Annotated in this window: 19 protein-coding genes and 1 tRNA gene; 12 read left to right on the top strand and 8 right to left on the bottom strand. The window is 70.5% G+C overall.

Features of this window, described 5'->3' with window-relative positions; translation table 11 throughout:
• Positions 1–97 precede the first annotated feature (97 nt).
• Positions 98–1,606 carry a 30S ribosomal protein S1 gene (gene rpsA / locus OG974_RS13260; RefSeq protein ID WP_327282893.1) on the bottom strand — a complete coding sequence of 503 codons (1,509 nt, stop codon included), beginning with the start codon at positions 1,604–1,606 and terminating at the stop codon, positions 98–100.
• Between the two features lie 359 nt (positions 1,607–1,965).
• Between rpsA and OG974_RS13265 the strand changes: the two genes are divergently transcribed.
• Positions 1,966–2,814, top strand: coding sequence for a class I SAM-dependent methyltransferase (locus tag OG974_RS13265; RefSeq protein WP_327282894.1), 849 nt, complete (start codon positions 1,966–1,968; stop codon positions 2,812–2,814).
• A 4-nt stretch (positions 2,815–2,818) separates the two neighbouring features.
• Complete coding sequence (locus tag OG974_RS13270; protein WP_329313200.1) at positions 2,819–5,500, top strand: ATP-dependent helicase C-terminal domain-containing protein; 2,682 nt, start codon at positions 2,819–2,821, stop codon at positions 5,498–5,500.
• Here the strand turns inward: OG974_RS13270 and OG974_RS13275 are convergent.
• The 3 genes from OG974_RS13275 to OG974_RS13285 all read right to left on the bottom strand — a co-directional run bounded on the left by OG974_RS13275 (position 5,422) and on the right by OG974_RS13285 (position 7,971).
• Positions 5,422–6,471, bottom strand: coding sequence for a DUF3068 domain-containing protein (locus OG974_RS13275; RefSeq protein ID WP_371646558.1), 1,050 nt, complete (start codon positions 6,469–6,471; stop codon positions 5,422–5,424). The genes OG974_RS13270 and OG974_RS13275 overlap by 79 nt on opposite strands.
• 13 nt (positions 6,472–6,484) lie before the next feature.
• The gene (locus tag OG974_RS13280) at positions 6,485–6,625 is read right to left on the bottom strand and encodes an SPW_0924 family protein (protein WP_327282897.1); all 141 of its coding nucleotides are present in this window, start codon (positions 6,623–6,625) and stop codon (positions 6,485–6,487) included.
• A 104-nt stretch (positions 6,626–6,729) separates the two neighbouring features.
• A complete protein-coding gene (locus OG974_RS13285) occupies positions 6,730–7,971 on the bottom strand; it encodes a lytic transglycosylase domain-containing protein (protein ID WP_371646560.1) in 1,242 nt (413 codons plus the stop codon).
• A gap of 165 nt (positions 7,972–8,136) precedes the next feature.
• Between OG974_RS13285 and OG974_RS13290 the strand changes: the two genes are divergently transcribed.
• Complete coding sequence (locus OG974_RS13290) at positions 8,137–9,027, top strand: DUF4184 family protein (RefSeq protein ID WP_328762401.1); 891 nt, start codon at positions 8,137–8,139, stop codon at positions 9,025–9,027.
• 43 nt (positions 9,028–9,070) lie between these two features.
• Here OG974_RS13290 and polA read toward each other — a convergent pair whose 3' ends face one another.
• A complete protein-coding gene (gene polA / locus OG974_RS13295; RefSeq protein WP_327282900.1) occupies positions 9,071–11,791 on the bottom strand; it encodes a DNA polymerase I in 2,721 nt (906 codons plus the stop codon).
• A 132-nt stretch (positions 11,792–11,923) separates the two neighbouring features.
• On the opposite strand from polA, the gene OG974_RS13300 reads away from it, so the two are divergent.
• The 8 genes from OG974_RS13300 (at position 11,924) to OG974_RS13335 (ending at position 21,967) form a co-directional block, all read left to right on the top strand.
• Positions 11,924–14,194, top strand: coding sequence for an FdhF/YdeP family oxidoreductase (locus tag OG974_RS13300; RefSeq protein ID WP_371646562.1), 2,271 nt, complete (start codon positions 11,924–11,926; stop codon positions 14,192–14,194).
• Positions 14,195–14,248: 54 nt separating this feature from the next.
• Positions 14,249–14,722, top strand: a complete 474-nt coding sequence (locus tag OG974_RS13305; protein ID WP_327282902.1) for a hotdog fold thioesterase — start codon at positions 14,249–14,251, stop codon at positions 14,720–14,722.
• A 384-nt stretch (positions 14,723–15,106) separates the two neighbouring features.
• Positions 15,107–15,517, top strand: coding sequence for a hypothetical protein (locus tag OG974_RS13310; RefSeq protein WP_327282903.1), 411 nt, complete (start codon positions 15,107–15,109; stop codon positions 15,515–15,517).
• 532 nt (positions 15,518–16,049) lie between these two features.
• Entirely contained in the window at positions 16,050–17,285 is a 1,236-nt protein-coding gene (locus OG974_RS13315; RefSeq protein ID WP_327282904.1) for a branched-chain amino acid ABC transporter substrate-binding protein, read from the top strand.
• 125 nt (positions 17,286–17,410) lie between these two features.
• On the top strand, positions 17,411–18,343 hold the full coding sequence (locus tag OG974_RS13320; protein WP_327282905.1) for a branched-chain amino acid ABC transporter permease: 933 nt from the start codon (positions 17,411–17,413) through the stop codon (positions 18,341–18,343).
• Between the two features lie 5 nt (positions 18,344–18,348).
• On the top strand, positions 18,349–20,073 hold the full coding sequence (locus OG974_RS13325; protein WP_327282906.1) for a branched-chain amino acid ABC transporter permease: 1,725 nt from the start codon (positions 18,349–18,351) through the stop codon (positions 20,071–20,073).
• Between the two features lie 5 nt (positions 20,074–20,078).
• Positions 20,079–21,254: an ABC transporter ATP-binding protein gene (locus OG974_RS13330; protein ID WP_371646812.1), complete on the top strand. Its 1,176-nt coding sequence runs from the start codon at positions 20,079–20,081 to the stop codon at positions 21,252–21,254.
• A complete protein-coding gene (locus OG974_RS13335; RefSeq protein ID WP_327282907.1) occupies positions 21,251–21,967 on the top strand; it encodes an ABC transporter ATP-binding protein in 717 nt (238 codons plus the stop codon). Before OG974_RS13330 ends, OG974_RS13335 begins: the two co-directional genes overlap by 4 nt.
• Positions 21,968–22,032: 65 nt before the next feature.
• On the opposite strand, the gene OG974_RS13340 is transcribed toward OG974_RS13335, so the two are convergent.
• Positions 22,033–22,683 (bottom strand): response regulator, encoded by a 651-nt coding sequence (locus tag OG974_RS13340; protein WP_327282908.1) that lies wholly within the window; start codon positions 22,681–22,683, stop codon positions 22,033–22,035.
• A gap of 98 nt (positions 22,684–22,781) precedes the next feature.
• On the opposite strand from OG974_RS13340, the gene OG974_RS13345 reads away from it, so the two are divergent.
• Positions 22,782–22,856, top strand: a tRNA-Leu gene (locus OG974_RS13345).
• A 433-nt stretch (positions 22,857–23,289) separates the two neighbouring features.
• Here OG974_RS13345 and OG974_RS13350 read toward each other — a convergent pair.
• Positions 23,290–23,682, bottom strand: coding sequence for a RidA family protein (locus OG974_RS13350; protein WP_327282909.1), 393 nt, complete (start codon positions 23,680–23,682; stop codon positions 23,290–23,292).
• A gap of 69 nt (positions 23,683–23,751) precedes the next feature.
• The gene (gene pyk, locus OG974_RS13355; RefSeq protein WP_371646565.1) at positions 23,752–25,179 is read right to left on the bottom strand and encodes a pyruvate kinase; all 1,428 of its coding nucleotides are present in this window, start codon (positions 25,177–25,179) and stop codon (positions 23,752–23,754) included.
• Positions 25,180–25,258: the final 79 nt, after the last annotated feature.

Genomic DNA, 25,258 nt, shown 5'->3' on the forward strand with positions numbered 1-25,258 from the left:
TTGGCCCCTTTCACAGGAACGCAACAAGGCCCGCCCCCCTGGGGGGGGACGGGCCTTGTCTTCAGCTCAGCTCACACCGGGGTGTGATGCGCTGCGATCAGCTCTGGCCGCCGGCCAGCTTCTCGCGGAGCGCGGCCAGGGCCTCGTCGGAGGCCAGGGCGCCCGAGGTCTCGTCCGACTCCGAGGAGTAGGAACCACCCGAGATGCCCGCGCTGGCGTTGCCACCGGCGGCCGGGGCGGCAGCGCCCTCGGCAGCAGCGGCCTCGTCGGCCTCGCGGCTCTTGATGACCTGCGCCTGGTGCTGCTCGAAGCGGACCTGCGCCTCGGCGTACTGGCGCTCCCACGTCTCGCGCTGGGTCTCGTAGCCCTCGAGCCAGTCGTTGGTCTCGGGGTCGAAGCCCTCGGGGTAGATGTAGTTGCCCTGGTCGTCGTAGGACGCGGCCATGCCGTACAGGGTCGGGTCGAACTCGACCGACGCCGGGTCGGCACCGAAGGACTCGTTGGCCTGCTTCAGCGACAGCGAGATCCGGCGACGCTCAAGGTCGATGTCGATGACCTTGACGAAGATCTCGTCGTTGACCTGGACGACCTGCTCCGGGATCTCCACGTGGCGCTCGGCCAGCTCGGAGATGTGGACCAGACCCTCGATGCCCTCGTCCACGCGGACGAACGCACCGAACGGAACCAGCTTGGTGACCTTACCCGGGACGACCTGACCGATCTGGTGGGTCCGGGCGAACTGCTGCCACGGGTCTTCCTGCGTCGCCTTCAGCGACAGGGAGACGCGCTCGCGGTCCATGTCGACGTCGAGGACCTCGACGGTGACTTCCTGGCCGACCTCGACAACCTCGGACGGGTGGTCGATGTGCTTCCAGGACAGCTCGGAGACGTGGACGAGACCGTCGACGCCACCCAGGTCCACGAAGGCACCGAAGTTGACGATCGAGGAAACGACGCCGGAGCGGACCTGACCCTTCTGCAGGGTGGTGAGGAACGTCTGGCGGACCTCGGACTGGGTCTGCTCCAGCCAGGCACGGCGGGACAGGACCACGTTGTTGCGGTTCTTGTCCAGCTCGATGATCTTCGCCTCAAGCTCCTTGCCCACGTAGGGCTGGAGGTCGCGGACGCGGCGCATCTCGACGAGGGAGGCCGGGAGGAAGCCACGGAGGCCGATGTCGAGGATGAGACCACCCTTGACGACCTCGATGACGGTACCGGTGACGATGCCGTCTTCTTCCTTGATCTTCTCGATCGTGCCCCAGGCACGCTCGTACTGAGCGCGCTTCTTGGACAGGATCAGACGGCCTTCCTTGTCCTCCTTCTGGAGAACCAGGGCCTCGATCTCGTCGCCGACCTTGACGACCTCGTTCGGGTCGACGTCGTGCTTGATCGAGAGCTCACGGCTCGGGATCACGCCTTCGGTCTTGTAACCGATGTCGAGCAGGACCTCGTCCCGGTCGACCTTCACGATGACGCCGTCGACGATGTCGCCGTCGTTGAAGTACTTGATCGTCTCGTCGATCGCGGCGAGGAAGGCTTCCTCGTTACCGATGTCGTTGACCGCTACCTGCGGGGTGGTAGAGGTGGTCTCGGTGCTGCTCGTCATGTGGGAAAGGGCTCCGGTTACGGACAGAAAGTCGTAGGTACTGCTACGCCGGGAGCCCTTATCGGCATCTGCCGAAGAAGCCGGACAGCCAAGGAAGCCCAAACTCCGCCGTGAAGCGGACCGGGCCTCGAAAACCGAGGGGTCATCAACAGATGCAAGCGCAGCCTGCTAGGTCTGAGGAGCACAGGCTCGCAGCGCAACTTGTAGCATACGGGGGCAGCCGGACAGGGTCAATGCGCGAAGGCGCACACCCCGGGCGGATCACCGCATATCCGGCACAATTCGTTGGCGGGCGGGCACGGATGGCCCTTCCCCCGCCTGGTTCCGAACTCATTCCGCAGACTACGACGACAGGCCCCATGAACCAAGAGGACTACGCCCCCGAAGAAGGCCACGGAGCCGACGGCGACGCCGGCGACGACGCCGAGGCCACCCGGCGTGACGCCGGCGACGCGGAGAGCAGCCGGGCCAGCCGGGGCTGGTGGGACCGCAACGCCGACGAGTACCAGAGCGAACACGGAGCGTTCCTCGGCGACGACCGCTTCGTCTGGGGTCCGGAGGGCCTGGACGAGGCCGACGCCGCGCTGCTCGGCCCGGCGGACTCCCTGAAGGACAAGGACGTCCTGGAGATCGGCGCCGGGGCCGCCCAGTGCTCGCGCTGGCTGGCCGCCCGGGGCGCCCGCCCGGTGGCGCTGGACCTCTCCCACCGCCAGCTCCAGCACGCCCTGCGCATCGGCGACGACCTCCCCCTGGTGGAAGCCGACGCCGGGCGGCTCCCCTTCCGCGACGCCTCCTTCGACCTGGCCTGTTCCGCGTACGGAGCCGTCCCCTTCGTTGCCGACCCCGTCAACGTCATGCGCGAGGTCCACCGCGTCCTGCGCCCCGGCGGCCGCTGGGTCTTCTCCGTCACCCACCCCGTCCGCTGGGCCTTCCCCGACGAGCCCGGCCCGGAGGGGCTCTCCGTCTCCGCCTCCTACTTCGACCGGACCCCCTACGTCGAACAGGACGAGCAGGGCCGCGCCGTCTACGTGGAGCACCACCGCACCATCGGCGACCGGGTCCGCGACGTGGTCGCGGGCGGGTTCCGCCTGGTCGACCTGGTGGAACCGGAGTGGCCCGCCTGGAACACGCAGGAGTGGGGCGGCTGGTCCCCGCTGCGCGGCAACCTGATCCCCGGCACCGCGATCTTCGTCTGCGAGAGGGACTGACGCCTTGATCCGCCAGGCCGACCTCGACGCCCTACCCGTACGGGAGGCCCTGCCCGCACTGGTCTGCGCGCTGGACGCCCACGGCACGGCGGTGCTCTGCGCCCCGCCCGGCACCGGCAAGACCACGCTGGTGCCGCTGATCCTGGCGGGGCTCGTGGGGTCCGGCGCCCGCCGCCGCGTCCTGGTGGCCGAACCGCGGCGGATCGCCGCCCGCGCGGCCGCACGGCGGATGGCCTGGCTGCTGGGCGAGGCCGTCGGCGAGTCCGTCGGCTTCACGGTGCGCGGCGAGCGGGTGGCCGGGCCGGACACGGTGGTGGAGGTCGTCACCACCGGGGTCCTGCTCCAGCGGCTCCAGCGGGACCAGGAGCTCGCCGGGGTGGACGTCGTGGTCCTGGACGAGTGCCACGAGCGGCACCTCGACGCGGACGCGGCCGCCGCGTTCCTGCTGGACGTGCGGGAGACCCTGCGGCCGGAGCTGCGCCTGGTCGCGGCCTCCGCGACGACCGACGCGGCCGGCTGGGCCCGGCTGCTGGGGCACGCACCGGTGGTGGAGGCCGAGGGCGTCTCGTACCCGGTGGAAGTGGTGTGGGCGCCTCCGGCCCGTCCGGTGCGGCCGCCGCACGGGATGCGCGTGGACCCGGCGCAGCTGACGCACGTGGCTTCGGTGGTGCGGCGGGCGCTGGCGGAACGCGGCGGCGACGTCTTGTGCTTCCTGCCCGGAGTCGGCGAGATCGCCCGGGTCGCGGGACAGCTGGCCGGGGTGGAGGCGGAGGTCCTCCAGGTGCACGGGCGGGCCCCGGCGGCGGTCCAGGACGCGGCGCTGTCCGCTGCCCGGCACCGCAGGGTGATCCTCTCCACGGCGGTGGCGGAGTCGAGCCTGACCGTGCCGGGGGTACGGGTGGTCGTGGACTCGGGACTGGCGCGCGAGCCCCGGGTGGACCACGCCCGGGGGCTGGGTGCGCTGGCGACCGTACGGGCGTCCCGCGCGGCCGGGCGCCAGCGGGCGGGCCGGGCAGGGCGCGAGGCGCCGGGGGCGGTGTACCGGTGCTGGCCGGAGGCCGAGGACGGCCGCCTGCCCGCGTTCCCCTCCCCCGAGATCCGGATCGCCGACCTGGCGCAGTTCGCACTGCAGGCGGCCTGCTGGGGCGACCCGGACGCTTCGGGCCTGGCGCTGCTGGATGCGCCGCCGGCCGGGGCGATGGCCGCGGCGCGGGAGGTCCTGGTCGCGGTCGGCGCGGTGGACGGCGTCGGCCGGCCGACGCCGCGCGGGCTGCGCATGGCCCGGCTGGGTCTGCACCCGCGCCTGGCCCGGGCCCTGCTGGACGGCTCCGCCGTCCTGGGGGCCCGCCGGGCGGCGGAGCTGGTGGCCCTGCTGAGCGAGGAGCCGCCGCGCGAGTACGGGGACGACCTGGCCGGAGCCTGGCGCCGGGCCCGCGCGGGCGGTGACGCGTACACCGCCCGCTGGCGCGCGGAAGCCCGCCGTCTGGAGCGCGCGCTGTCCGGCGACGCGACTGCGCGGGCCGCCGCCGAGGCCTCCGCCGTGCGGAGCCCTTCCTCTGCCCCACCCCTGCCCGAGACCGGGGCTCGCGCCCCCGGCAGCCTCCCGTCGGGCGCCGAGCGCCCGGCCCTTCGGGGCTCCGGGGCGGAGCCCCGGAGAAGGGGCGAAGGGTGGGTGGGGGACTTCCCGGCCGGCGCCGTACCGTCCGACGACCGCGCCGCCGGGCTCGTCGCCGCGCTCGCGTTCCCCGAGCGGGTGGCGAAGGCCAGGGGCGAGGGGGCGTTCCTCATGGCCGGCGGAACCGCGGCCGAGCTCGGCGACGGCTCGCGGCTGCGCAGCGCGCCCTGGCTGGCCGTCGCCGTTGCCGACCGGGGCCCGCATTCCGCGTCCGCCCGGGTCCGGCTCGCCGCCGTCATCGACGAGGACACCGCCCGCGGCGCCGCCGAGCACCTCCTCGTCGCGGGAGTGGAGGTGCACTGGGAGGAAGGCGACGTCGTCGCCCGGGCGGTGGAGCGGCTCGGGGTGATCGAGCTGGTCGCCCGGCCCCTGCGCGACCCCGACCCCGCGCTGGTGCGGGCCGCCCTCCGCGACGGGCTGCGCAGCGAGGGCCTCGGGCTGCTGCGCTGGTCCGTGGACGCGCAGGCGCTGCGGGCCCGCCTCGGCTTCCTGCACCGCACCCTCGGCGGCGCCTGGCCGGACGTCGCGGACGACGACGCCCTGCTGGACCGCGCCGACGACTGGTTGGAGCCCGAGCTGTCGCGGGCCCGGCGCCGCGCCGACCTGGGGCGGATCGATGCCGGGCAGGCGCTGAACCGGCTGCTGCCCTGGGCCACCGGCGAGGCCGCCCGCCTCGACGAGCTGGCCCCGGAGCGGATCGAGGTGCCCAGCGGCTCCCGGATCCGGGTGGACTACGGCGCCGAGCACGGGCAGCCGGTCCTCGCCGTGAAGCTCCAGGAGCTGTTCGGGCTGGCGGAGACCCCGCGGGTGGCCGGGGTGCCCGTCCTCGTCCACCTGCTGTCGCCGGCGGGGCGGCCCGCAGCCGTGACCGCCGACCTGGCCTCCTTCTGGCGGGGCGGCTACCGCGCCGTGCGCGCCGAGCTCCGCGGCCGCTACCCCAAGCACCCCTGGCCGGAGGATCCGGCGACCGCCGAACCCACCCGGCACACCAACGCCCGCCTCAGGCGCTGAGCCCCTCCCCCGCGGCCGCCGTCGCGGCGGCCGCGGGCCTCCAGCCACAGTGCCAGCCCGAGCAGCACGAGCCCGCCGGCCGCCAGGCCGAACGGGGCGTACGTGTGCAGCGCGAGGACCTTCGTACGGTTCGACTTGACCAGGTCGACGGTGTGATCGGCGTAGTCCTGGCGCATCTTCACGTGCCCCGCGAAGACGGTGAGCCTGCCGTCGGGCGCACCGGCAGCGATGCCGCCGCGCATCTCCTGCTCGATGACCTGCTCGGCGTTGACGGGCGCCCCGGTGACCGGGTCGACCCAGAACATCGCCTTGACCTGGTACCAGAGGCTGGTGCCGGTGCTCTGTTCGAACGTCGCGGGGTCGATGCCCTCGATCGGCATCTTCTTCGGCAGGGAGACCTTCGTCCACGGCACGGTCTGCTCGTAGTAGTAGACGTCCATCCCCCGGTAGGTGCGCGTGCCGACGTAGTGGATCGGCGAAGAGGTGCGGGTCTGGGCGTCGAAGTAGAGGTAGTCGCGCGGCTCCGTGAAGAAGGGCCACTTGAACTCGATGCCCTCGCGCTTGACCGGGTCCCCGTCGACCATCTCGCCGGTGGCGTGCACCGGATCCTGGGTGTGGGCGTCGAAGATGTAGCGCTCGGGGATCTGGGAGACCATCTTCCCGTCCGGGCCCATGATGTACGAGAGGGTGTCCCAGACGACGACGTCCTTGCCGGCGCTCGCCTCGATCTCCTTCGACGCCTCGACGTTGCCCTTCAGCGTCTGGACGATGGTGACCTTGTCGACCTTCTTCGGCTGCATGCCGGCGGTGTAGTCGAGGAGGGTCGCGTCCTTCGCCTCCAGGACCATCTCCTGGTACTGGTTCGGCGGGATCTTGGCGAGCCGGGGGTACGCGTACCAGCGCAGCAGCGGTGCGAGGGCTGCGCAGAACACCGCCAGGGCCAGCAGGAGGAGGCTCGCTCTGCGTCGCACGGCCGGGCCTCCTCTACTTTCCGGGCGCGGCGGGCGCGGTGGTGAGCAGCGGCTTGGGCGAGGTCTTGCCTTCGGGCACCCCGAACGCCGTGATGGCGAACACGAGGGCCAGCGCGGCAACCAGCCCGATGGCGGCGGCGACGAGTGCGCGCATGCCGGGCCTCCGGAATCTGATGGGGTGTCAGGGCGGAGGCACCGTAGCAACGCGGAGCCGAGATGAGAACCGTTGGACCGGCACCGCCGGACCGCCACGCCCTCCTAAGGGGTGCGGAGGGACGGGCTCGGGCTCGGCTTCGGGGACGCGGTGGAGCTGGCGCTCGCCGTCGGGCTCGGCTTCGGCGTAGGAGTCGCGGTCGGGGTCGGGGTCGCGGTCGGCTTGGGCGTCGACGTCGGGCTCGGGGTCGGCTTGGGCGTCGACGTCGGCGTCGGGCTCGGGGTGGGAGTCGGCGTCGGAATCGGGCTGGGGGTCGGGCTCGGCGTCGGGGTCGGGGTCGGGCTCGGCGTGGGCGTCGGAGTGGGCGTCGGGGTCGGCGTCGGGGTCGGGCTCGGGCTCGGGCTCGGGGTGGGAGTCTGCGTCGGGCTCGGCTTCGGGTCCGGGGTCGGGGTGCCGGTGGCGTTCGGGATCTCGTGCGCGCCCTTCAGGTAGTACGTGAACCAGGACTTCACCGTCCGGAGGTACTCCGCGGACTGGTTGTACGAGAGCACCGCACGGTCCAGATCCGCGGCCAGCCGCAGGTCCCGGGTCCCCGCGCACAGGTAGCGGCCGGCCGCGAGGGCCGCGTCGTACACGTTGTTCGGGTTGCGCCGGCCGTCCCCGTCCGCGTCCTGGCCCCAAGTCGCCCACGTGGACGGGATGAACTGCATGGGCCCGACCGCCCGGTCGTGGGTGGCGTCCCCGTCGTACTGCCCGCCGTCCGTGTCGCGGACGTTCGCGAAGCCGTTCCCGTCGAGCACCGGGCCCAGGATCGGCCGCAGCGTGGTGCCGGCGGCGTCCACGCGCCCGCCGCCCGCCTGCCCGGACTCGACCTTGCCGATCGCCGCGAGGAGTTGCCAGCGCAGTCCGCATCCGGGGTCGGTCCGCCCCACCTGCTGCTCCGCCATCCGGTACGCCGCCAGGACGGTCGCCGGTATGCCCTGCGCACCCTCCCCGCCGCCCATGGCCACGGGTTCGTCGTGCACCGCGGCGTCGACGCCCGGCCCGCCCGGTGCGGCCGGGGTGTCCTGCGGGAGCGCCACCGCCGGGGGTTCGGAGCCGGCCGGGGGCGGGAATTCCGTGAAGTAGGCGGAATCCCCGCCGGATCCGGCCGGCTGCGACGTCCGTGCGCCGTGCGCGCCGATCTCGCCGGCCGCGGCCGTCCGCTCCCCGGGCGGGGCTTGGGAACCCGTCACCGCGGCGACCACGGCCGCACAGGTCACGGCGGCGGCTCCGCCCCTGCGCAGCCCGCGTCCGAACCCGGCCGTGAACCATTGCGTCAACCGCGTCGTCTTCCGAACCGACATGAGTCGGGCCCCCTCCCCCTCGACGTCGGCGTGACCATACGTCAGGTCCCTTCACAGTGCACCGATCGCTGCCCGGATTTCACGACTCCCCCACGTTCCGCGCAGGTCACACATACTGTCCCGACCCGTTCGGGGCGCATTGGCCCGAAGTAAGGAAGAGATGCAATGCCGTTCACCCTCAGCCATGCGGCGGCCGTGCTGCCGGCCGTCCGGCGGGCGGGGCGCGCCCGTGGACCGCTGGTCGCTTCGGCCCTCGTCCTGGGCTCGTTCGCGCCGGACACGTTCTACTTCGCGGACGCGGTCGTCGGGGGCGTCATGCAGTACGGCGGGTTCACCCACTCGCTGCCCGGTGTGTTCACCGCGGACGCGGTGCTGACGGCCGCACTCGCCGCGTTCTGGGTGCTGCTGCGCGAGCCGCTGGTGGCGCTCCTGCCGCGGGTCCGGCAAGGCCGGATCCACACGCTGCTGCGGGGCGAGCCGTGGCGGGGCGGTCGCCGGCCGGTGCGGCTGGCGCTGTGGTTCTACCTGTCGGCGGTCGCCGGCTCCCTGACCCACGTGGTGTGGGACAGCTTCACGCACCTGGACCGGTGGGGGACGAACCTGCTGCCCCGGCTCGGTGAGCCGCTCGCCTTCGGGTACCCCCTGTACACGTTCCTCCAGTACGGGACCTCGGCGCTCGCCGCCGTCGCCCTGCTCTGGTTCACGGTGACGGCCGTACGCCGGCTGCCGGACCGGCCCGCACCCGCGTCCGTCCCGGTCCTCGGCGGGGCCGCGCTGGCCACCTCGTACGCCCTGATCGCGGCATGCGTCGCGGCCGGGGTGACGCTGCGGGTCATCCGCTTCTTCACCTTCTACGACCGGATCAAGAGCCCGCTCGACATCGTCCCGACCGTCTGCTTCGGCGCCGGCGGCGGCCTCGCCGTGGGGCTGCTGCTGTTCGCGGCGCTGGTCCGGCTGCGCCACCGCGGCCCCGGCCGCCCGCAGCCGGGGCCGCAGCCGCAGTTCGAATCCGAGCCGGCCGACGCGCACACGCGGACGCCCGCCCCCGCCGGGTAGCGGGGACGGGCGTCACGGAGCCGGCCCGGCTCCGGCCACGGCATCAGTGCGCGGCGGACTCCCAGTCGGCGCCCACACCCACCGACACGTCCAGCGGCGCGCGGAGCTCGACGGCGGCGCCCATCTCGCGGCGCACCAGCTCCTCGACCTGCTTCCGCTCGCCCGGGGCGATCTCCAGCACGATTTCGTCGTGGACCTGGAGCAGCATCCGTGACTTCAGGCCGGCCGCGCCGATCGCCTCGTCCACGCGCAGCATGGCGACCTTGACGATGTCGGCGGCGGTGCCCTGGATCGGGGCGTTCAGCGCCATCCGCTCGGCCGCCTCGCGGCGCATCCGGTTGTCGCTGTTGAGGTCGGGCAGGTACCGGCGACGCCCGAAGACCGTCGCCGTGTAGCCGGTGGCCCGGGCCTCGTCGACGACGCGACCCAGGTAGTCCCGGACCCCGCCGAACCGCTCGAAGAAGGTGTCCATCAAGCCCCGCGCCTCGGCGGGCTCGATGTTCAGCTGCTGCGAGAGACCGAACGCGGACAGCCCGTACGCGAGCCCGTACGACATCGCCTTGATCTTGCGCCGCATCTCCGCGTCGACCGCGGAGCGCTCCACGCCGAACACCTGGGAGGCGACGGTGGTGTGCAGGTCCTCCCCGGACAGGAAGGCCTCGATCAGGCCCTCGTCCTCGGACAGGTGCGCCATGACGCGCAGCTCGATCTGGCTGTAGTCGGCGGTCATGAGGGATTCGAAGCCCTCGCCGACGACGAAACCCCGGCGGATGGCGCGGCCCTCGTCGGTGCGCACCGGCACGTTCTGCAGGTTCGGGTCGGTGGAGGACAGCCGTCCGGTCGCGGCGACGGTCTGGCTGAAGCTGGTGTGCACCCGGCCGTCGGCGGCGATCGTCTTGACGAGGCCCTCGACGGTGACGCGCAGCTTGGCCTGTTCCCGGTGCCGCAGCATGATCACCGGCAGTTCGTGGTCGGTCTGCGTGGCCAGCCAGGCCAGCGCGTCCGCGTCCGTGGTGTAGCCGGTCTTCGTCTTCTTCGTCTTCGGCAGGTCCAGCTCGCCGAAGAAGACCTCCTGGAGCTGCTTGGGCGAGCCGAGGTTGAACTCGTGCCCGACCGCCGCGTGCGCCTCCTTCACCGCCTGCTGCACGGCTCCGGCGAACTGCTGCTCCATGGCCTCCAGGTGATCGCGGTCGGCGGCGATGCCGGCCCGCTCCATCCGGGCCAGCAGCTGCGAGGTGGGCAGCTCCATGTCATGGAGCAGCTCGGCGGCGCCGACCTCGGCGAGCTTGCCCGTGAACGCGTCGCCGAGGTCGAGGACGGCGCGGGCCTGCGCCATCAGGGCCTCCGCCTCGGCGGTCTCATCCGCGCCGAACGCCAGCTGGCCGTCGGCGGCTGCGGGCTGCAGCTCGCGGTGCAGGTACTCGTTGGACAGCACGTCCAACGCGAAGGAGCGGCGGCCCGGCTTGACCAGGTACGCGGCCAGCGCGGTGTCCATGGTGACGCCGGCCAGGGTCCAACCGTGCTCGGGGAAGACGCGCATCAGGCCCTTGGCGTTGTGCACCACCTTCGGCTTCGCCGCATCGGCGGCCCACGCCGCGAACGCCCGCTCATCGGCCTCGTCCAGCGCGGACGGCTCGAACCAGGCGGCGGCGCCACCGGCCGCGGCCAGCGCGATCTCGGCGACATTGCCCTGGCCCAGCGCCCAGCTGTCCACGGTGGAGACGCCGAGCGGCCCGCCCGCATGGCTCGCCAGCCACGGCGCCAGCTCGCCCGCACCCAGCACGCTCGCGTCGAGCTCCACCCCCGCGGCCGGAGCCGGAGCCTCCTCCTCGGCCGCGCCCGGGTCCACCGCCAGCAGCCGCTCGCGCAGCGAGGCGTTGCGGATCTCCAGCACGTCCAGCACGCCGGTCACCGCGGAGCGGTCGTACGGGGCGCGGGCCAGGTCGGCCGGCGTCTTGGGCAGCTCCACGTCCTTGACCATCTCGGTCAGGACCCGGTTGAGCTTCACGGCCTCCAAGTGGTCCCGGAAGTTCTGCCCGGCCTTGCCCTTGACCTCCTCGGCGCGCTCCACGAGTTGCGCGAACGACCCGAACTGGGTGATCCACTTCGCGGCGGTCTTCTCACCGACACCGGGGATGCCCGGCAGGTTGTCGGACGGATCGCCGCGCAGCGCCGCGAAGTCCGGGTACTGCTGCGGGGTCAGCCCGTACTTCTCCTCCACCTTCTCCGGAGTGAACCGGGTCAGCTCGGAGACGCCCTTCGTCGGGTACAGCACGGTGGTGTGCTCGGACACCAGCTGGAAGGAGTCCCGGTCACCGGTGACGATCAGCACCTCGAAGCCGAGCGCCTCCGCCTGCGTCGCCAGCGTGGCGATCACGTCGTCGGCCTCGAAGCCGTCGACCGCGAACCGCGGCACGCTCATCGCGTCGAGGAGCTCACCGATCAGCTCGACCTGCCCCTTGAACTCGTCCGGGGTCTTGGACCGGTTCGCCTTGTACTCGGGGAACTCCGTCGAACGCCACGTCTTGCGCGAGACGTCGAACGCCACCGCGAAGTGCGTGGGCGCCTCGTCGCGCAGCGTGTTCGCCAGCATCGACGCGAAGCCGTAGATGGCGTTCGTCGGCTGGCCGGTCGCGGTCGTGAAGTTCTCCGCGGGCAGCGCGAAGAACGCCCGGTACGCCAGGGAGTGCCCGTCCATGAGCATCAGGCGGGGGCGGTCCGCTGCGGTCGTCTGGTCGGTCTTCTTCGATGCGTTCTCTGCCACGCACCCGATCCTAGGCGGCCCCAGTGACAATTCCGGCGTCGGTGATGTCCAGGAGGCATGACAGGATCGGACGCCTACCCGGATACGCGCAGCCGCCGCGCTGCGATGCTCGACTGCTCAAAGGGGAGCGACATGGCCACCAAGCCGCCCGCAGGTGATCCCGCACAGGACGCGCCGCAGGTCGCGCCCCCCCAGCACGCCGCCGCCGGCCTGCCCGCGATCGGGCACACCCTGCGCATAGCCCAGCAGCAGATGGGCGTCGCCCGTACCGCGCGCACCCTGCTCAAGGTCAACCAGAAGAACGGCTTCGACTGCCCGGGCTGCGCCTGGCCCGAGGGTGACGAGCGGCACACCGCCGAGTTCTGCGAGAACGGTGCCAAGGCCGTCGCCGAAGAGGCCACGCTGCGCCGGGTCACCCCGGACTTCTTCGCGGAGCACTCCCTGGCCGACCTCGCCGGGCGCTCCGGCTACTGGCTGGGCCAGCAGGGCCGCATCACCGAGCCGATGTACCTGCCGGAGAGCGCCGACCGGTACGAGGCCGTCTCCTGGGAGCGGGCCTTCGAGATCATCGCCGAGGAACTGACCGCCCTCGGCTCCCCCGACGAGGCCCTCTTCTACACCTCGGGCCGCACCAGCAACGAGGCCGCGTTCCTCTTCCAGCTGTTCGCCCGCGAGTTCGGCACCAACAACCTGCCCGACTGCTCCAACATGTGCCACGAGTCCTCGGGATCCGCCCTGACCGAGACCATCGGCATCGGCAAGGGCAGCGTCTCCCTCGAAGACCTCCACCAGGCCGACCTGATCATCGTCGCCGGACAGAACCCGGGCACCAACCACCCTCGCATGCTCTCCGCCCTGGAGAAGGCCAAGTCCGCCGGCGCAAAGATCATCTCGGTGAACCCGCTGCCCGAGGCCGGCCTGGAACGGTTCAAGAACCCCCAGAACCCCTTCGGCATGCTCAAGGGCACCGCCCTCACCGACCTCTTCCTGCAGATCCGCATCGGCGGCGACCAGGCCCTCTTCCGCCTCCTCAACAAGCTCGTCATAGAGACGGAGGGCGCCACCGACGGCGCCTTCATCCGCGAGCACACCCACGGCTACGAGGACCTCGCGGCCGCCGCCGAGAACGCCGACTGGGCCGAGACCCTCACCGCCACCGGCCTGACCCGGCCCGAGATCGAGCAGGCGCTGGCCATGATCTTGGCCTCGGAGCGCACCATCGTCTGCTGGGCCATGGGCCTCACCCAGCACAAGCACTCCGTCGCCACCATCCGCGAGGTCGTCAACCTCCTGCTGCTGCGCGGCAACATCGGCCGCCCCGGCGCCGGCGTCTGCCCCGTCCGCGGCCACTCCAACGTCCAGGGCGACCGCACCATGGGCATCTTCGAACGCCCCGCGCCCGCGTTCCTCGACGCCCTCGACAAGGAATTCGCCATCACCTCGCCGCGCGGCCACGGCTACGACGTGGTCCGCTCCATCGAGGCCCTGCGCGACGGCGACGCCAAGGTCCTCTTCGCGATGGGCGGCAACTTCGTCGGCGCCACCCCCGACACCGACGTCACCGAGGCCGCGATCCGCCGCGCCTCCCTGACCGTCCACGTCTCCACCAAGCTCAACCGCTCCCACGCGGTCACCGGCCGGCGCGCCCTGATCCTGCCCACCCTCGGCCGCACCGACAAGGACGTACAGGCGAGCGGCAAGCAGTTCGTCACCGTCGAGGACTCCATGGGCATGGTCCACGCCTCCCGCGGCAACCTCGCCCCCGCCTCCCCGCACCTGCTCTCCGAGCCCGCGATCGTCGCCCGCATGGCCCGCGCCGTCCTCGGCGCCGCCTCCGCCACCCCGTGGGAGGACTTCGAGCAGGACTACGCCGCCATCCGCGACCGGATCGCCCGCGTGATCCCCGGCTTCGAGGACTTCAACGCCCGCGCCGCCCGCCCCGAGGGCTTCCGCCTCCCGCACGCCCCCCGCGACGAACGCCGCTTCCCCACCAAGACCGGCAAGGCCAACTTCACCGCCGCGCCCGTCGAGTACCCCACCATCCCCGAGGGCCGGCTGCTGCTGCAGACCATGCGCAGCCACGACCAGTACAACACCACCATCTACGGCCTCGACGACCGCTACCGCGGGATCACCGGCGGCCGTCGCGTCGTCATGGTCCACCCCGAGGACGCCGCGCAGCTCGGGCTCGCGGACGGCTCGTACACGGACCTCGTCAGCGAGTGGAAGGACGGCGTCGAGCGGCGCGCGCCCGGCTTCCGCGTCGTGCACTACCCGACCGCCCGGGGCTGCGCGGCCGCCTACTACCCCGAGACGAACGTGCTGGTCCCGCTCGACTCCACCGCGGACACCAGCAATACCCCCGCGAGCAAGTCCGTCGTCGTGCGCTTCGAACCGGCCTGATAGAACGACTCCAGGACAAGATGGTTAACGATCGTTGACGAACGGAGCCCGCCCATGGGTGAGCAGCACGCTGTGAAGTTCCCGCAGGAGGTCCTCGACGAGTACGCGGCCCTGGGCATCGACCTGCCCGCGCTGTTCTCGGCAGGCGACCTGGGCCAGCGGATGGACATCCGCATCCTCGAAGCCTCGGCCGAGCGGGTCGTCGGCACCATGCCGGTCAAGGGCAACACCCAGCCGTACGGGCTGCTGCACGGCGGGGCCTCCGCCGTACTGGCCGAGACCCTCGGCTCGGTCGGAGCGATGATGCACGGCGGCATCACCAAGGTCGCCGTCGGCGTGGACCTGAACTGCACCCACCACCGGGGCGTCCGCTCCGGCACGGTCACCGGCGTCGCCACCCCCGTGCACCGCGGCCGCTCCACCACCACCTTCGAGATCGTGATCAGCGACGAGGAGGGCCGGCGGGTGTGCAGCGCCCGGCTGACCTGCCTGCTGCGCGACGCGGACCCCGCCGCCGCCGGGGCCTGACCCGCCCGCCACGAGCCCGCAGGCCCGGATCCCGCCCCGCAGAGGGCCCGGATCCGGGCCTGCGGCACGTACGGGCCGGCCATGGAGCGCGTACGGGCCTACCCTGCGGCGCGCACGGACCGGCCCCTGCGGCGGGGCGGGAACCGGGCTGCGACGCATGCGCACCGACCCCGTGGCCCGTCCCGGCCGGCCCGTGAGGCGTAGACGAGCCGCCACCCGGGTAGGTACAGGAACCGCCCGCGACGGCCTGCGGCGCGTACGGGCCGGCCCGTACGGGCGCCCCGCCCACCTCCTGCGGCCCCGCAACCGCCCGGAATCCGCCAGTCCGCGACTGCCGCCGCAACGACTGTTGTGTCACCGAAGGTGACGGCCTACCGTCCCCTCATGGGGACCCAGCCACGCATCGCGGCCCGGTACGGCGTCACCGCACTCTTCACTGCGCTCGCCCTGTCCGGATGCTCCACATCCGCACCACCCGCCCCGCAGACCCCGTCAACGCCCGTTTCCAGCCCTTCCTCGCCCGCACAGATCTGCACAAGTCTGGTGTCCTACTGGGCGAAAGAGACCCTCAAGGGCAGCAAGTGGGCCGGGCTGGACTGGGAGCAGAAGGGCCTGTCCAACGATCAGTACGCGATCCACGAGGAGGCGGTCGCCGCAGGCCGCACCGAAGAGCGAACTGCCGGTCTGGACAAGGCACTTGAGCTGATCGACCGGTTCGTGGCGCAGCGCTGCGCCGAGCAGAACGGGGCCACCTGGAGCTCCGAGAACTGGCGACCCCCGAGCCCGGACGGGTGACCGGAATCCCGCGCACGCTGTCCGGCTTCCGGGCACCCGGCGGTGATCGGCCCATCCGCAGGTCGCAGGCCCTTCGGAACCCGGGACCAAGGTCGATCCCCTCGAAGTGGATCAAGGGGAAAAATTACCCTCAGTAATGCCGACGCCCCACAGAATCCCCTTTTTCCCCGGCGGAATGCAACCCGCCGGATTCTTTCGGACACAGCCAGCGACCTTCTGCCCGTTTTGATCAATGACAGGAGCATGAGGCCCTCAAGCCCCTTAGAGGAACGGGGAATTCTCACGATGCGGACAATCATCGAAGTCGCCAAACGCCCGATCTGTCCGTACTCCCGCCACACATTCTTGGCCTCGGCATAACAAGACAGTCACATCCTCCTTTCCCTGCTCCCCGCACTCGCCACCTCGGCCTAGAGTCACGGCCAGTCACCGCGCCGCAGGGCGCGACCAGCACGGCCGTGAACATCCCAGTGCGGCCCGGCGACCCAACGGCACCTCATTTGAGGGGGCCGCGCCAGGGAAAGGAAGAATCGTGCGACACCGTTCTCTGCTCGTCCTCACCACCGTGATCACCACGGGAGCACTGACCCTCACCGCTTGCGGTTCGCGCGACGAGGCGAAGGGCGGGGACAAGGCCGACGGCTCCAAGACCGTCGTCGTCATCGGCGTGGACGCCCCCCTTACCGGCTCGCTCTCCGCGCTCGGCCAGGGCATCAAGAACTCCGTCGACCTCGCGGCCAAGACGGCCAACAAGAACAACGAGGTCCCGGGCATCGAGTTCAAGGTCGAAGCCCTCGACGACCAGGCGGTCCCGGCCTCCGGCCAGGCCAACGCCACCAAGCTCGTCGGCAACAAGGACGTCATCGGCGTCGTCGGCCCCCTGAACTCCGGCGTCGCCCAGTCCATGCAGGGCGTCTTCGGCTCCGCCAACCTGGCGCAGGTCTCCCCCGCCAACACCAACCCCTCGCTCAGCCAGGGCGACAACTGGGGCAAGGGCGAGTTCAAGCGCCCCTTCAAGACCTACTTCCGCACCGCCGCCACCGACGTGGTCCAGGGCAAGTTCGCCGCCCAGTACCTCTTCAAGGACGCCGGCAAGAAGAAGGTCTTCGTCGTCGACGACAAGCAGACCTACGGCGCCGGCCTCGCCGCGATCTTCTCCGACGAGTTCAAGAAGCTCGGCGGCGAGGTCGTCGGCACCGACCACGTCACCGTGAAGGAGACCGACTTCTCCTCCACCGCCGACAAGGTCAAGTCCTCCGGCGCCGACTCCGTCTACTTCGGCGGCCAGTACCCCGAGGGCGGCCTCCTCGCCGACCAGGTCAAGAAGACCGGCGCCAACATCCCGCTCATGGGCGGCGACGGCATCCAGGACCCCGCCTTCATCACCGCTTCCGGCGAGGCCAACGAGGGCGACCTCTCCACCTCCATCGGCTACCCGGTCGAGAAGCTCCCCACCGCCAAGACCTTCATCGCCGACTACCAGGCCGCCGGCTACAAGGACCCCTACGCGGCTTACGGCGGCTACTCCTACGACGCCGGCTGGTCCGTCATCCAGGCCGTCAAGGCCGTCGTCGCCGCCAACAGCGGCAAGCTGCCCACCGACGCCCGCGCCAAGGTCGTCGAGGCCCTCAGCAAGGTCTCCTTCGAAGGCGTGACCGGCAAGGTCGCCTTCGACGAGTACGGCGACACCACCAACAAGCAGCTCACGGTCTACAAGGTCGAGGGCGGCAAGTGGGTCGACGTCAAGAGCGACACCTTCAACCAGTAGTCACCCCGCACCACCCGAAGTCCCAGGCCCCGGCCTGATCCTCCCCAAATGAACCACGCCGCGCGAGGGCGCAAACAGCGCCCTCGCGCGGACTCATATCCGACACGCACATCGGAGGCCCTGCGGTGCACGAACTGCCGCAACAGCTGGCCAACGGCCTTGCCCTCGGTGCCCTCTATGGCCTCATAGCCATCGGGTACACCATGGTCTACGGCATCGTCCAGCTCATCAACTTCGCCCACGGCGAGATCTTCATGATCGGCGGCTTCGGCGCCGTCACCACCTACGCCGCCCTCCCAAGCGGCACCTCCCTGCTGGTGGCGATACCGCTCATGATCATCGGTGGCGCGATCGCCTCCGTAGCCGTCGCAACCGCGGCGGAACGCTTCGCGTACCGCCCCCTTCGCAGCGCCCCCCGACTCGCACCGCTCATCACCGCGATCGGCCTCTCCATCGTCCTTCAGCAGCTCGTCTGGGGCTTCTACCCCGACGCCAAGAAGGCCGTCAGCTTCCCCGAATTCACCGGCGAAGCCTTCAAGATCACCTCAAGCCTCTCCATCCAGCGTTCCGACGCCTTCGTCCTCATCCTCGCCCCCCTCTGCATGCTCGCCCTCGGCGCCTTCGTCCAGAAGAGCCGCAGCGGCCGCGCCATGCAGGCCACCGCGCAGGACCCGGACACCGCGAAGCTGATGGGCATCAACACCGACCGCATCATCGTCATGGCCTTCGCCATCGGTGCCGCGTTCGCCGCCGTCGCCGCCGTCGCCTACGGCCTCGACAAGGGCCAGATCAACTTCGAAATGGGCTTCATCCTCGGCCTCAAGGCGTTCACCGCAGCCGTCCTCGGCGGCATCGGCAACATCTACGGCGCCATGGTCGGCGGCGTGGTCCTCGGCCTCGCCGAGGCCCTCTCCATCGCCTACATCGAAGACATCCCGGGCATGCAGCAGCTCGGCGGCGGAGCCTGGTCCAACGTCTGGGCCTTCGTACTCCTCATCGTCGTCCTGCTCGTGCGGCCACAAGGCCTCCTCGGCCAGCGCGTCGCGGATAGGGCGTGACAACCATGACCAACGAAGCCACCCTCCCGCTCGACGTCGAAGCCTCCGGTGCCAACTCCCGCACCGCACTGCTCTACGCGATCATCGGCGGCAGCCTTCTCACCGTCGTCAGCGCCTTCCTCGCCTGGACCTGGACCACCGAGTTCCCGGGCAACCTCACCATCAACGGCAACCCCGCCCAGCTCCAGCTCCTCACCCTGGTCGGCGCCGTCCTCACCGCCCTGCACGCGCTCTCCGCCCTCGGCATCAAGGGCCTCGGCTGGCTCACCCCCGCCGGCTCGCGCAAGGCCGTGTGGATCCTCTCCCTCGGCACCTTCGCGACCACCTTCTACACGGTCGTCGCCATCGCCTGGGTCCTCGGCGGATTCGTCCACCTCGAACCCGGCGCCTACGTCGCCCTCCTCGGAAGCCTGGTCCCGGTCCTCGCCGCGTACAAGCTCCCCGACGACGCCCGCAAGGCCGCCCCGGCGAAGAAGCTGTCCTCCTGGGCCGAAATCCTGATCATCGTCGCCGTCTTCGCCGTCGGCCTCTACGTGATCACCTTCGGCATCGGCACCGACGACAAGGAACCGCAGCTCTTCACCGCGTACCTGATCCTCGTCGCGTTCGCCTCCTTCGCGGTCATGAAGTCCGGCCTCACCCAGCGCCTGAGCGACATCACCGCGAACAACCGCCAGATCACCGTCATCGCCGCCTTCGTCGCAGCGATCGCCTTCCCCCTCACCCAGCAGGGCGGCGACACCTACACGCTGATCGCGGTCAACATCCTGATCTTCGCGACCGTCGCCCTCGGCCTCAACGTCGTCGTCGGCCTCGCCGGCCTCCTCGACCTCGGCTACGTCGCCTTCCTCGGCGTCGGCGCCTACACCGCAGCCCTCGTGTCCGGAAGCGCATCCTCCGCCTTCCACGTGCACTTCCCCTTCTGGGCCGCAGTCCTCACCGGCGCCCTCGCCTCACTCGTCTTCGGCGTCATCATCGGCGCACCCACCCTGCGCCTGCGCGGCGACTACCTCGCCATCGTCACCCTCGGCTTCGGAGAAATCTTCCGCATCGCCATGGGCAACCTCGACGGCGTCTCCGGCCCCAAGATCACCAACGGGCCCAACGGCATCACCAACATCCCCGACCTCGAAATCTTCGGCTGGAACTTCGGGCAACCGCACACCGTCCTCGGCATCCAGCTCGGCGCCTACGCCAACTACTACATGCTGATGCTGCTCGCGATGGTCGTCGTGGTCGTCGTCTTCAGCCGCGCAGGCAGCAGCCGCATCGGCCGCGCCTGGGTCGCCATCCGCGAAGACGAGACCGCCGCCACCGCCATGGGCATCAACGGCTTCCGCGTCAAGCTCATCGCCTTCGCCCTCGGCGCCACCCTCGCCGGCCTCGCCGGCACCGTGCAGGCCCACGTCCAGCACACCGTGGTCCCCGAGATGTACCAGTTCGCCGGCCCCGTGCCCCCGAACTCCGCGTTCCTCCTCGCCGCCGTCATCCTCGGCGGCATGGGAACCATCCGCGGCCCCATCCTCGGCGCCGCACTCCTCTTCCTGATCCCGGCCAAGCTGTCCTTCCTCCAGGACTACCAGCTCCTCGGCTTCGGCATCGCCCTCATCATCCTGATGCGCTTCCGCCCCGAAGGCCTCATCGCCAACAAGCGCGCGCAGCTGGAGTACCACGACGACACCGCTGACCAGGCCCCCACGGACCTGGCCACCGCCAAGGCTGGTGCGTGAACACCATGACGACCACCACCGACACCACCACCGCCCCCGCCGCCACCCCGGCCGGCGAGACCGTCCTCGAAGCCCGCGGCGTCACCATGCGCTTCGGCGGCCTCACCGCCGTCCGCTCCGTCGACCTCCAGGTCAACGCAGGCGAAATCGTCGGCCTCATCGGCCCCAACGGCGCCGGCAAGACCACCTTCTTCAACTGCCTCACCGGGCTGTACATCCCCACCGAGGGAACCGTCAGCTACAAGGGCACCGTCCTGCCGCCCAAGCCCCACCTCGTCACCAAGGCCGGCATCGCCCGCACCTTCCAGAACATCCGGCTCTTCTCCAACATGACCGTCCTGGAGAACGTCCTCGTCGGACGCCACACCCGGACCAAGGAAGGCCTCTGGTCCGCGCTCCTGCGCGGCCCCGGCTTCAAGAAGGCCGAAGCCGCCAGCGAAGCCCGCGCCATGGAACTCCTGGAGTTCATCGGCCTGGAGCACAAGGCACAGCACCTCGCCAAGAACCTCCCCTACGGCGAGCAGCGCAAGCTCGAAATCGCCCGCGCCCTCGCCAGCGACCCCGGCCTCCTGCTCCTCGACGAGCCCACCGCCGGCATGAACCCGCAGGAAACCCGCGCTGCCGAAGAACTCATCTTCGCCATCCGCGACATGGGCATCGCCGTCCTCGTCATCGAGCACGACATGCGCTTCATCTTCAACCTCTGCGACCGCGTCGCCTGCCTCGTCCAGGGCGAGAAGCTCATCGAAGGCACCGCGGCCGAGGTCCAGGGCGACGAGCGCGTCATCGCCGCCTACCTCGGCGAGCCCTTCGAAGGCGACCCCGGCGCAGCCGAGGCCGCCGCCGTCGAAGCCGCCGAAGTGCACGCGGCAGCCGAGACCGAGGCTGAGGCTGAGGCTGAGGCTGAGACCGAAGCACCGGCCGAGACCGAGGCGAACGCCGAAGCCGAGGCCGACGCCGAAGCCGACACCGAGGCTGAGGCTGAGGCTGAGGCCGACACCGAGGCCGACGCTGAGGCCGAGGCCGACACCGAGGCTGAGGCTGAGGCCGACGCTGAGGCCGACGCACCGGCAGAAGCCGAAACTGCGGCCGACGCCGAAACCACGGCGGACGCCGCGGCCGACGCAGACAGCGCCACTGGCACCACCGGCACCACCAGCACGGACGGAGACCCCAAGTGACCGCACTGCTAGAGGTCAAGGACCTCAAGGTCGCCTACGGCAAGATCGAAGCCGTCAAGGGCATCTCCTTCGAAGTCAACCAGGGCGAAATCGTCTGCCTCGTCGGCACCAACGGCGCCGGCAAGACCACCACCCTGCGCACCCTCTCCGGCCTGCTCAAGCCCGCCGGCGGCACCATCACCTTCGACGGCAAGCCGCTCGCGCAGGTCCCCGCCCACAAGATCGTCTCCCTGGGCCTCGCCCACTCCCCCGAGGGACGCCACATCTTCCCCCGGCTGACGATCGCCGAGAACCTCCAGCTCGGCGCCTTCCTCCGCAGCGACAAGGAAGGCATCGAGAAGGACATCGAGCGCGCCTACGAGATGTTCCCCATCCTGGGCGAACGCCGCAAGCAGGCCGCCGGCACCCTCTCGGGCGGTGAGCAGCAGATGCTCGCCATGGGCCGGGCCCTCATGTCCCAGCCCAAGCTCCTCATGCTGGACGAGCCCTCCATGGGCCTCTCCCCGCTGATGATGCAGAAGATCATGGCGACCATCGCCGAGCTCAAGGCCACGGGCACCACCATCCTGCTCGTCGAGCAGAACGCCCAGGCCGCCCTCTCCCTGGCCGACCAGGCCCACGTGATGGAGATCGGCAAGATCGTGCTCTCCGGCTCCGGCCAGGAACTCCTCCACAACGAGGACGTCCGCAAGGCCTACCTCGGCGAGGACTGATCCCGTACAACGCCAGAGGCCCGCCACCGCAACCCGGTGGCGGGCCTCACGCGTACACGCACCCGCTACTTCGCGGCGTTCTTCTTCTCCTCCGCGTCCTCGATGACCGCCTCGGCAACCTGCTGCATCGACATGCGACGGTCCATCGACGTCTTCTGGATCCACCGGAACGCATTCGGCTCCGTCAGCCCGTACTGCGTCTGCAGAATGCTCTTCGCCCGGTCCACGAGCTTGCGCGTCTCCAGCCGCTGGGAGAGGTCAGCGACCTCCTTCTCCAGCGCCCGCAGCTCCGCGAACCGCGACACCGCCATCTCGATGGCCGGCACCACGTCGCTCTTGCTGAACGGCTTCACCAGGTACGCCATGGCACCGGCGTCCCGCGCCCGCTCGACGAGGTCGCGCTGCGAGAACGCCGTCAGCATGAGCACCGGCGCGATGGACTCCTCCGCGATCTTCTCGGCCGCGGAGATCCCGTCCAGGACCGGCATCTTCACATCGAGGATCACCAGGTCGGGGCGGTGCTCCCGGGCGAGCTCGACGGCGGTCTGCCCGTCGCCGGCCTCGCCGACGACGGAGTAGCCCTCCTCTTCGAGCATCTCTTTGAGGTCGAGACGGATGAGCGCCTCGTCCTCGGCGATGACGACGCGGGTCGTCAGCGGCGGAACGTGCGACTGGTCGGCGTCGGGCGTGGGCGTCGACTCGTGCTCGGCGGTCACGATGGCTCCTCGGTGCGGGGCATAACAAACTCCCCTGAGCCTACCTAGCTGCGGTAAGGTGGTCTCGCGTAGGGCTCGCTTGAGCCTTCGTTTCTTAGGCCCCAGTACTCCAACTGGTCAGAGAGGCCGCTCTCAAACAGCGGACAGTGTGGGTTCGAATCCCACCTGGGGCACTTTCGTTAGATTCCATGGTCACGCGATTTTCGCGTGACCATCACTCTTTCCGGCGAAGCGCATCAAAATGCGCCACATGAGCGAATGCTGCACGGCAGCGTCGGTCGCATGTACGGCATGGCCACCCGCAGGCACGCGCTGGACCTGCTCGCCAACCCGGGCTCATCGAGCAATGCCGCGCGGCCATCACGGCCGTCCGCCCCGGCGACGAGGTCTACGTGCCGCAGCACCGAGGGAGTTCGTGCGGGGGCTGATCCACTCCGCGGGTGTCGGATCACCAACTGGACCGTGCGGAACGGCAAGCGGTACGAGTATCCGCGGTACTTAAGCCGTGTACGGACACGCTGACCGCCCTCGGGGTCCAGTGGACGGTCCTGGCCCGCGGCAGCGACCCCTTCAACGTGTCCACATCGGGCCGACGTACTAGCCACCTCAGCCGAGGACGGCGTCGACCTCGACTTCGACGAGCCAGTCGGGGTCGATGAAGCGGGAGACCTCGACGAAGGTGCAGGCCGGGCGGATGTCCGCGAAGCGCTCTCCGTGGGCGCGGGCGGCTTCCTCCCAGCTCGTGATGTCCGTGAGCATGATGCGGGTCCGTATGACGTCTTCCAACGAGGCTCCCGCCGCCTTCAGTGCGGCTTCCGCGATGTCCAGGCAGCGCGCGGTCTGGGCGTGGACGTCGCCGCGTCCCACGGTGGTTCCGTCGTCCCCGATGGGGGCGGTGCCGGCGACGGCGACGTGGGGGCCCTTGCGGACGGCCCGGGAGAATCCGATGCGGGGTTCGAGGGGTGAGCCGGAGCCGATGGTCTGGCGCGTGTGGTCCATGGCGGCATGATCCCAGAGCGGCCGCGTCGGGCGGGAGGGGCCCGACGCGGTGGCGTGCGCGTGCGCGGGTCAGCGTACGGGGTCGCCGATGTGGTGGACGCGGACCAGGTTGGTGGATCCGGTGACTCCGGGGGGCGAGCCGGCGGTGATGACGACGACGTCGCCGGGTACGCAGCGGCCGATGCGCAGGAGTTCTTCTTCGACTTGGGCGACCATGGCGTCGGTGGAGTCGACGTGGGGGCCGAGGAAGGTTTCGACGCCCCAGGTGAGGTTGAGTTGGGAGCGGGTGGCGGGGTCGGGGGTGAAGGCGAGGAGGGGAATGGGTGAGCGGTAGCGGGAGAGGCGGCGGACGGTGTCTCCGCTCTGGGTGAAGGCGACGAGGAATTTGGCGCCGAGGAAGTCGCCCATCTCGGCGGCTGCGCGGGCGACGGCCCCGCCTTGGGTGCGGGGCTTGCTGCGTTCGGTGAGGGGTGGGAGGCCCTTGGCGAGGATGTCTTCTTCGGCCGCTTCGACGATGCGGGACATCGTCTTGACGGTTTCGATGGGGTATTTGCCGACGCTGGTTTCGCCGCTGAGCATGACGGCGTCGGTGCCGTCGATGACGGCGTTGGCGACGTCAGAGGCTTCGGCGCGGGTGGGTCGGGAGTTGTCGATCATCGAGTCGAGCATCTGGGTGGCGACGATGACCGGCTTGGCGTTGCGCTTGGCGAGTTTGACGGCGCGCTTTTGGACGATGGGGACTTGTTCGAGGGGCATTTCGACGCCGAGGTCGCCGCGGGCGACCATGATGCCGTCGAAGGCGGCGACGATGTCGTCGATGTTTTCGACGGCTTGAGGCTTTTCGATCTTGGCGATGACGGGGAGGCGGCGGTCTTCTTCGTCCATGATGCGGTGGACGTCTTCGATGTCGCGGCCGCTGCGGACGAAGGACAGGGCGATGACGTCGGCGCCGGTGCGTAGGGCCCAGCGGAGGTCTTCGATGTCTTTTTCGGAGAGGGCGGGGACGGAGACGGCTACGCCGGGGAGGTTCAGGCCTTTGCGGTCGGAGACCATGCCGCCTTCGATGACGGTGGTGCGGACGCGGGGGCCGTCGACTGCGGTGACTTCGAGGGTGACGCGGCCGTCGTCGACGAGGATGCGTTCGCCGGTGGTGACGTCGGCGGCGAGGCCTTTGTAGGTGGTGCCGCAGGTGTGGCGGTCGCCTTGGACGTTTTCGACGGTGATGGTGAATTCGTCGCCGCGTTCAAGGAGTACGGGGCCTTCGACGAATCGGCCGAGGCGGATCTTCGGGCCTTGAAGGTCTGCGAGGATGCCGACGCTGCGGCCGGTTTCGTCGGCGGCTTTGCGTACGCGCTGGTAGCGGTCTTCGTGTTCGGCGTAGGTGCCGTGGCTGAGGTTGAGGCGGGCGATGTCCATTCCGGCTTCGACCAGGGCCTTGATCTGGTCGTATGAGTCGGTGGCGGGGCCCAGGGTACATACGATTTTTGCTCGGCGCATGGGGCGAGGGTATGCCCCTACCAGGCAGTAGGAAATTGGTTCCGGGTGTCCACTCAACAACCGTTGGGCAAAAGGTTGT

It is taken from the genome of Streptomyces sp. NBC_00597, from assembly GCF_041431095.1.
GTDB lineage: Bacteria > Actinomycetota > Actinomycetes > Streptomycetales > Streptomycetaceae > Streptomyces.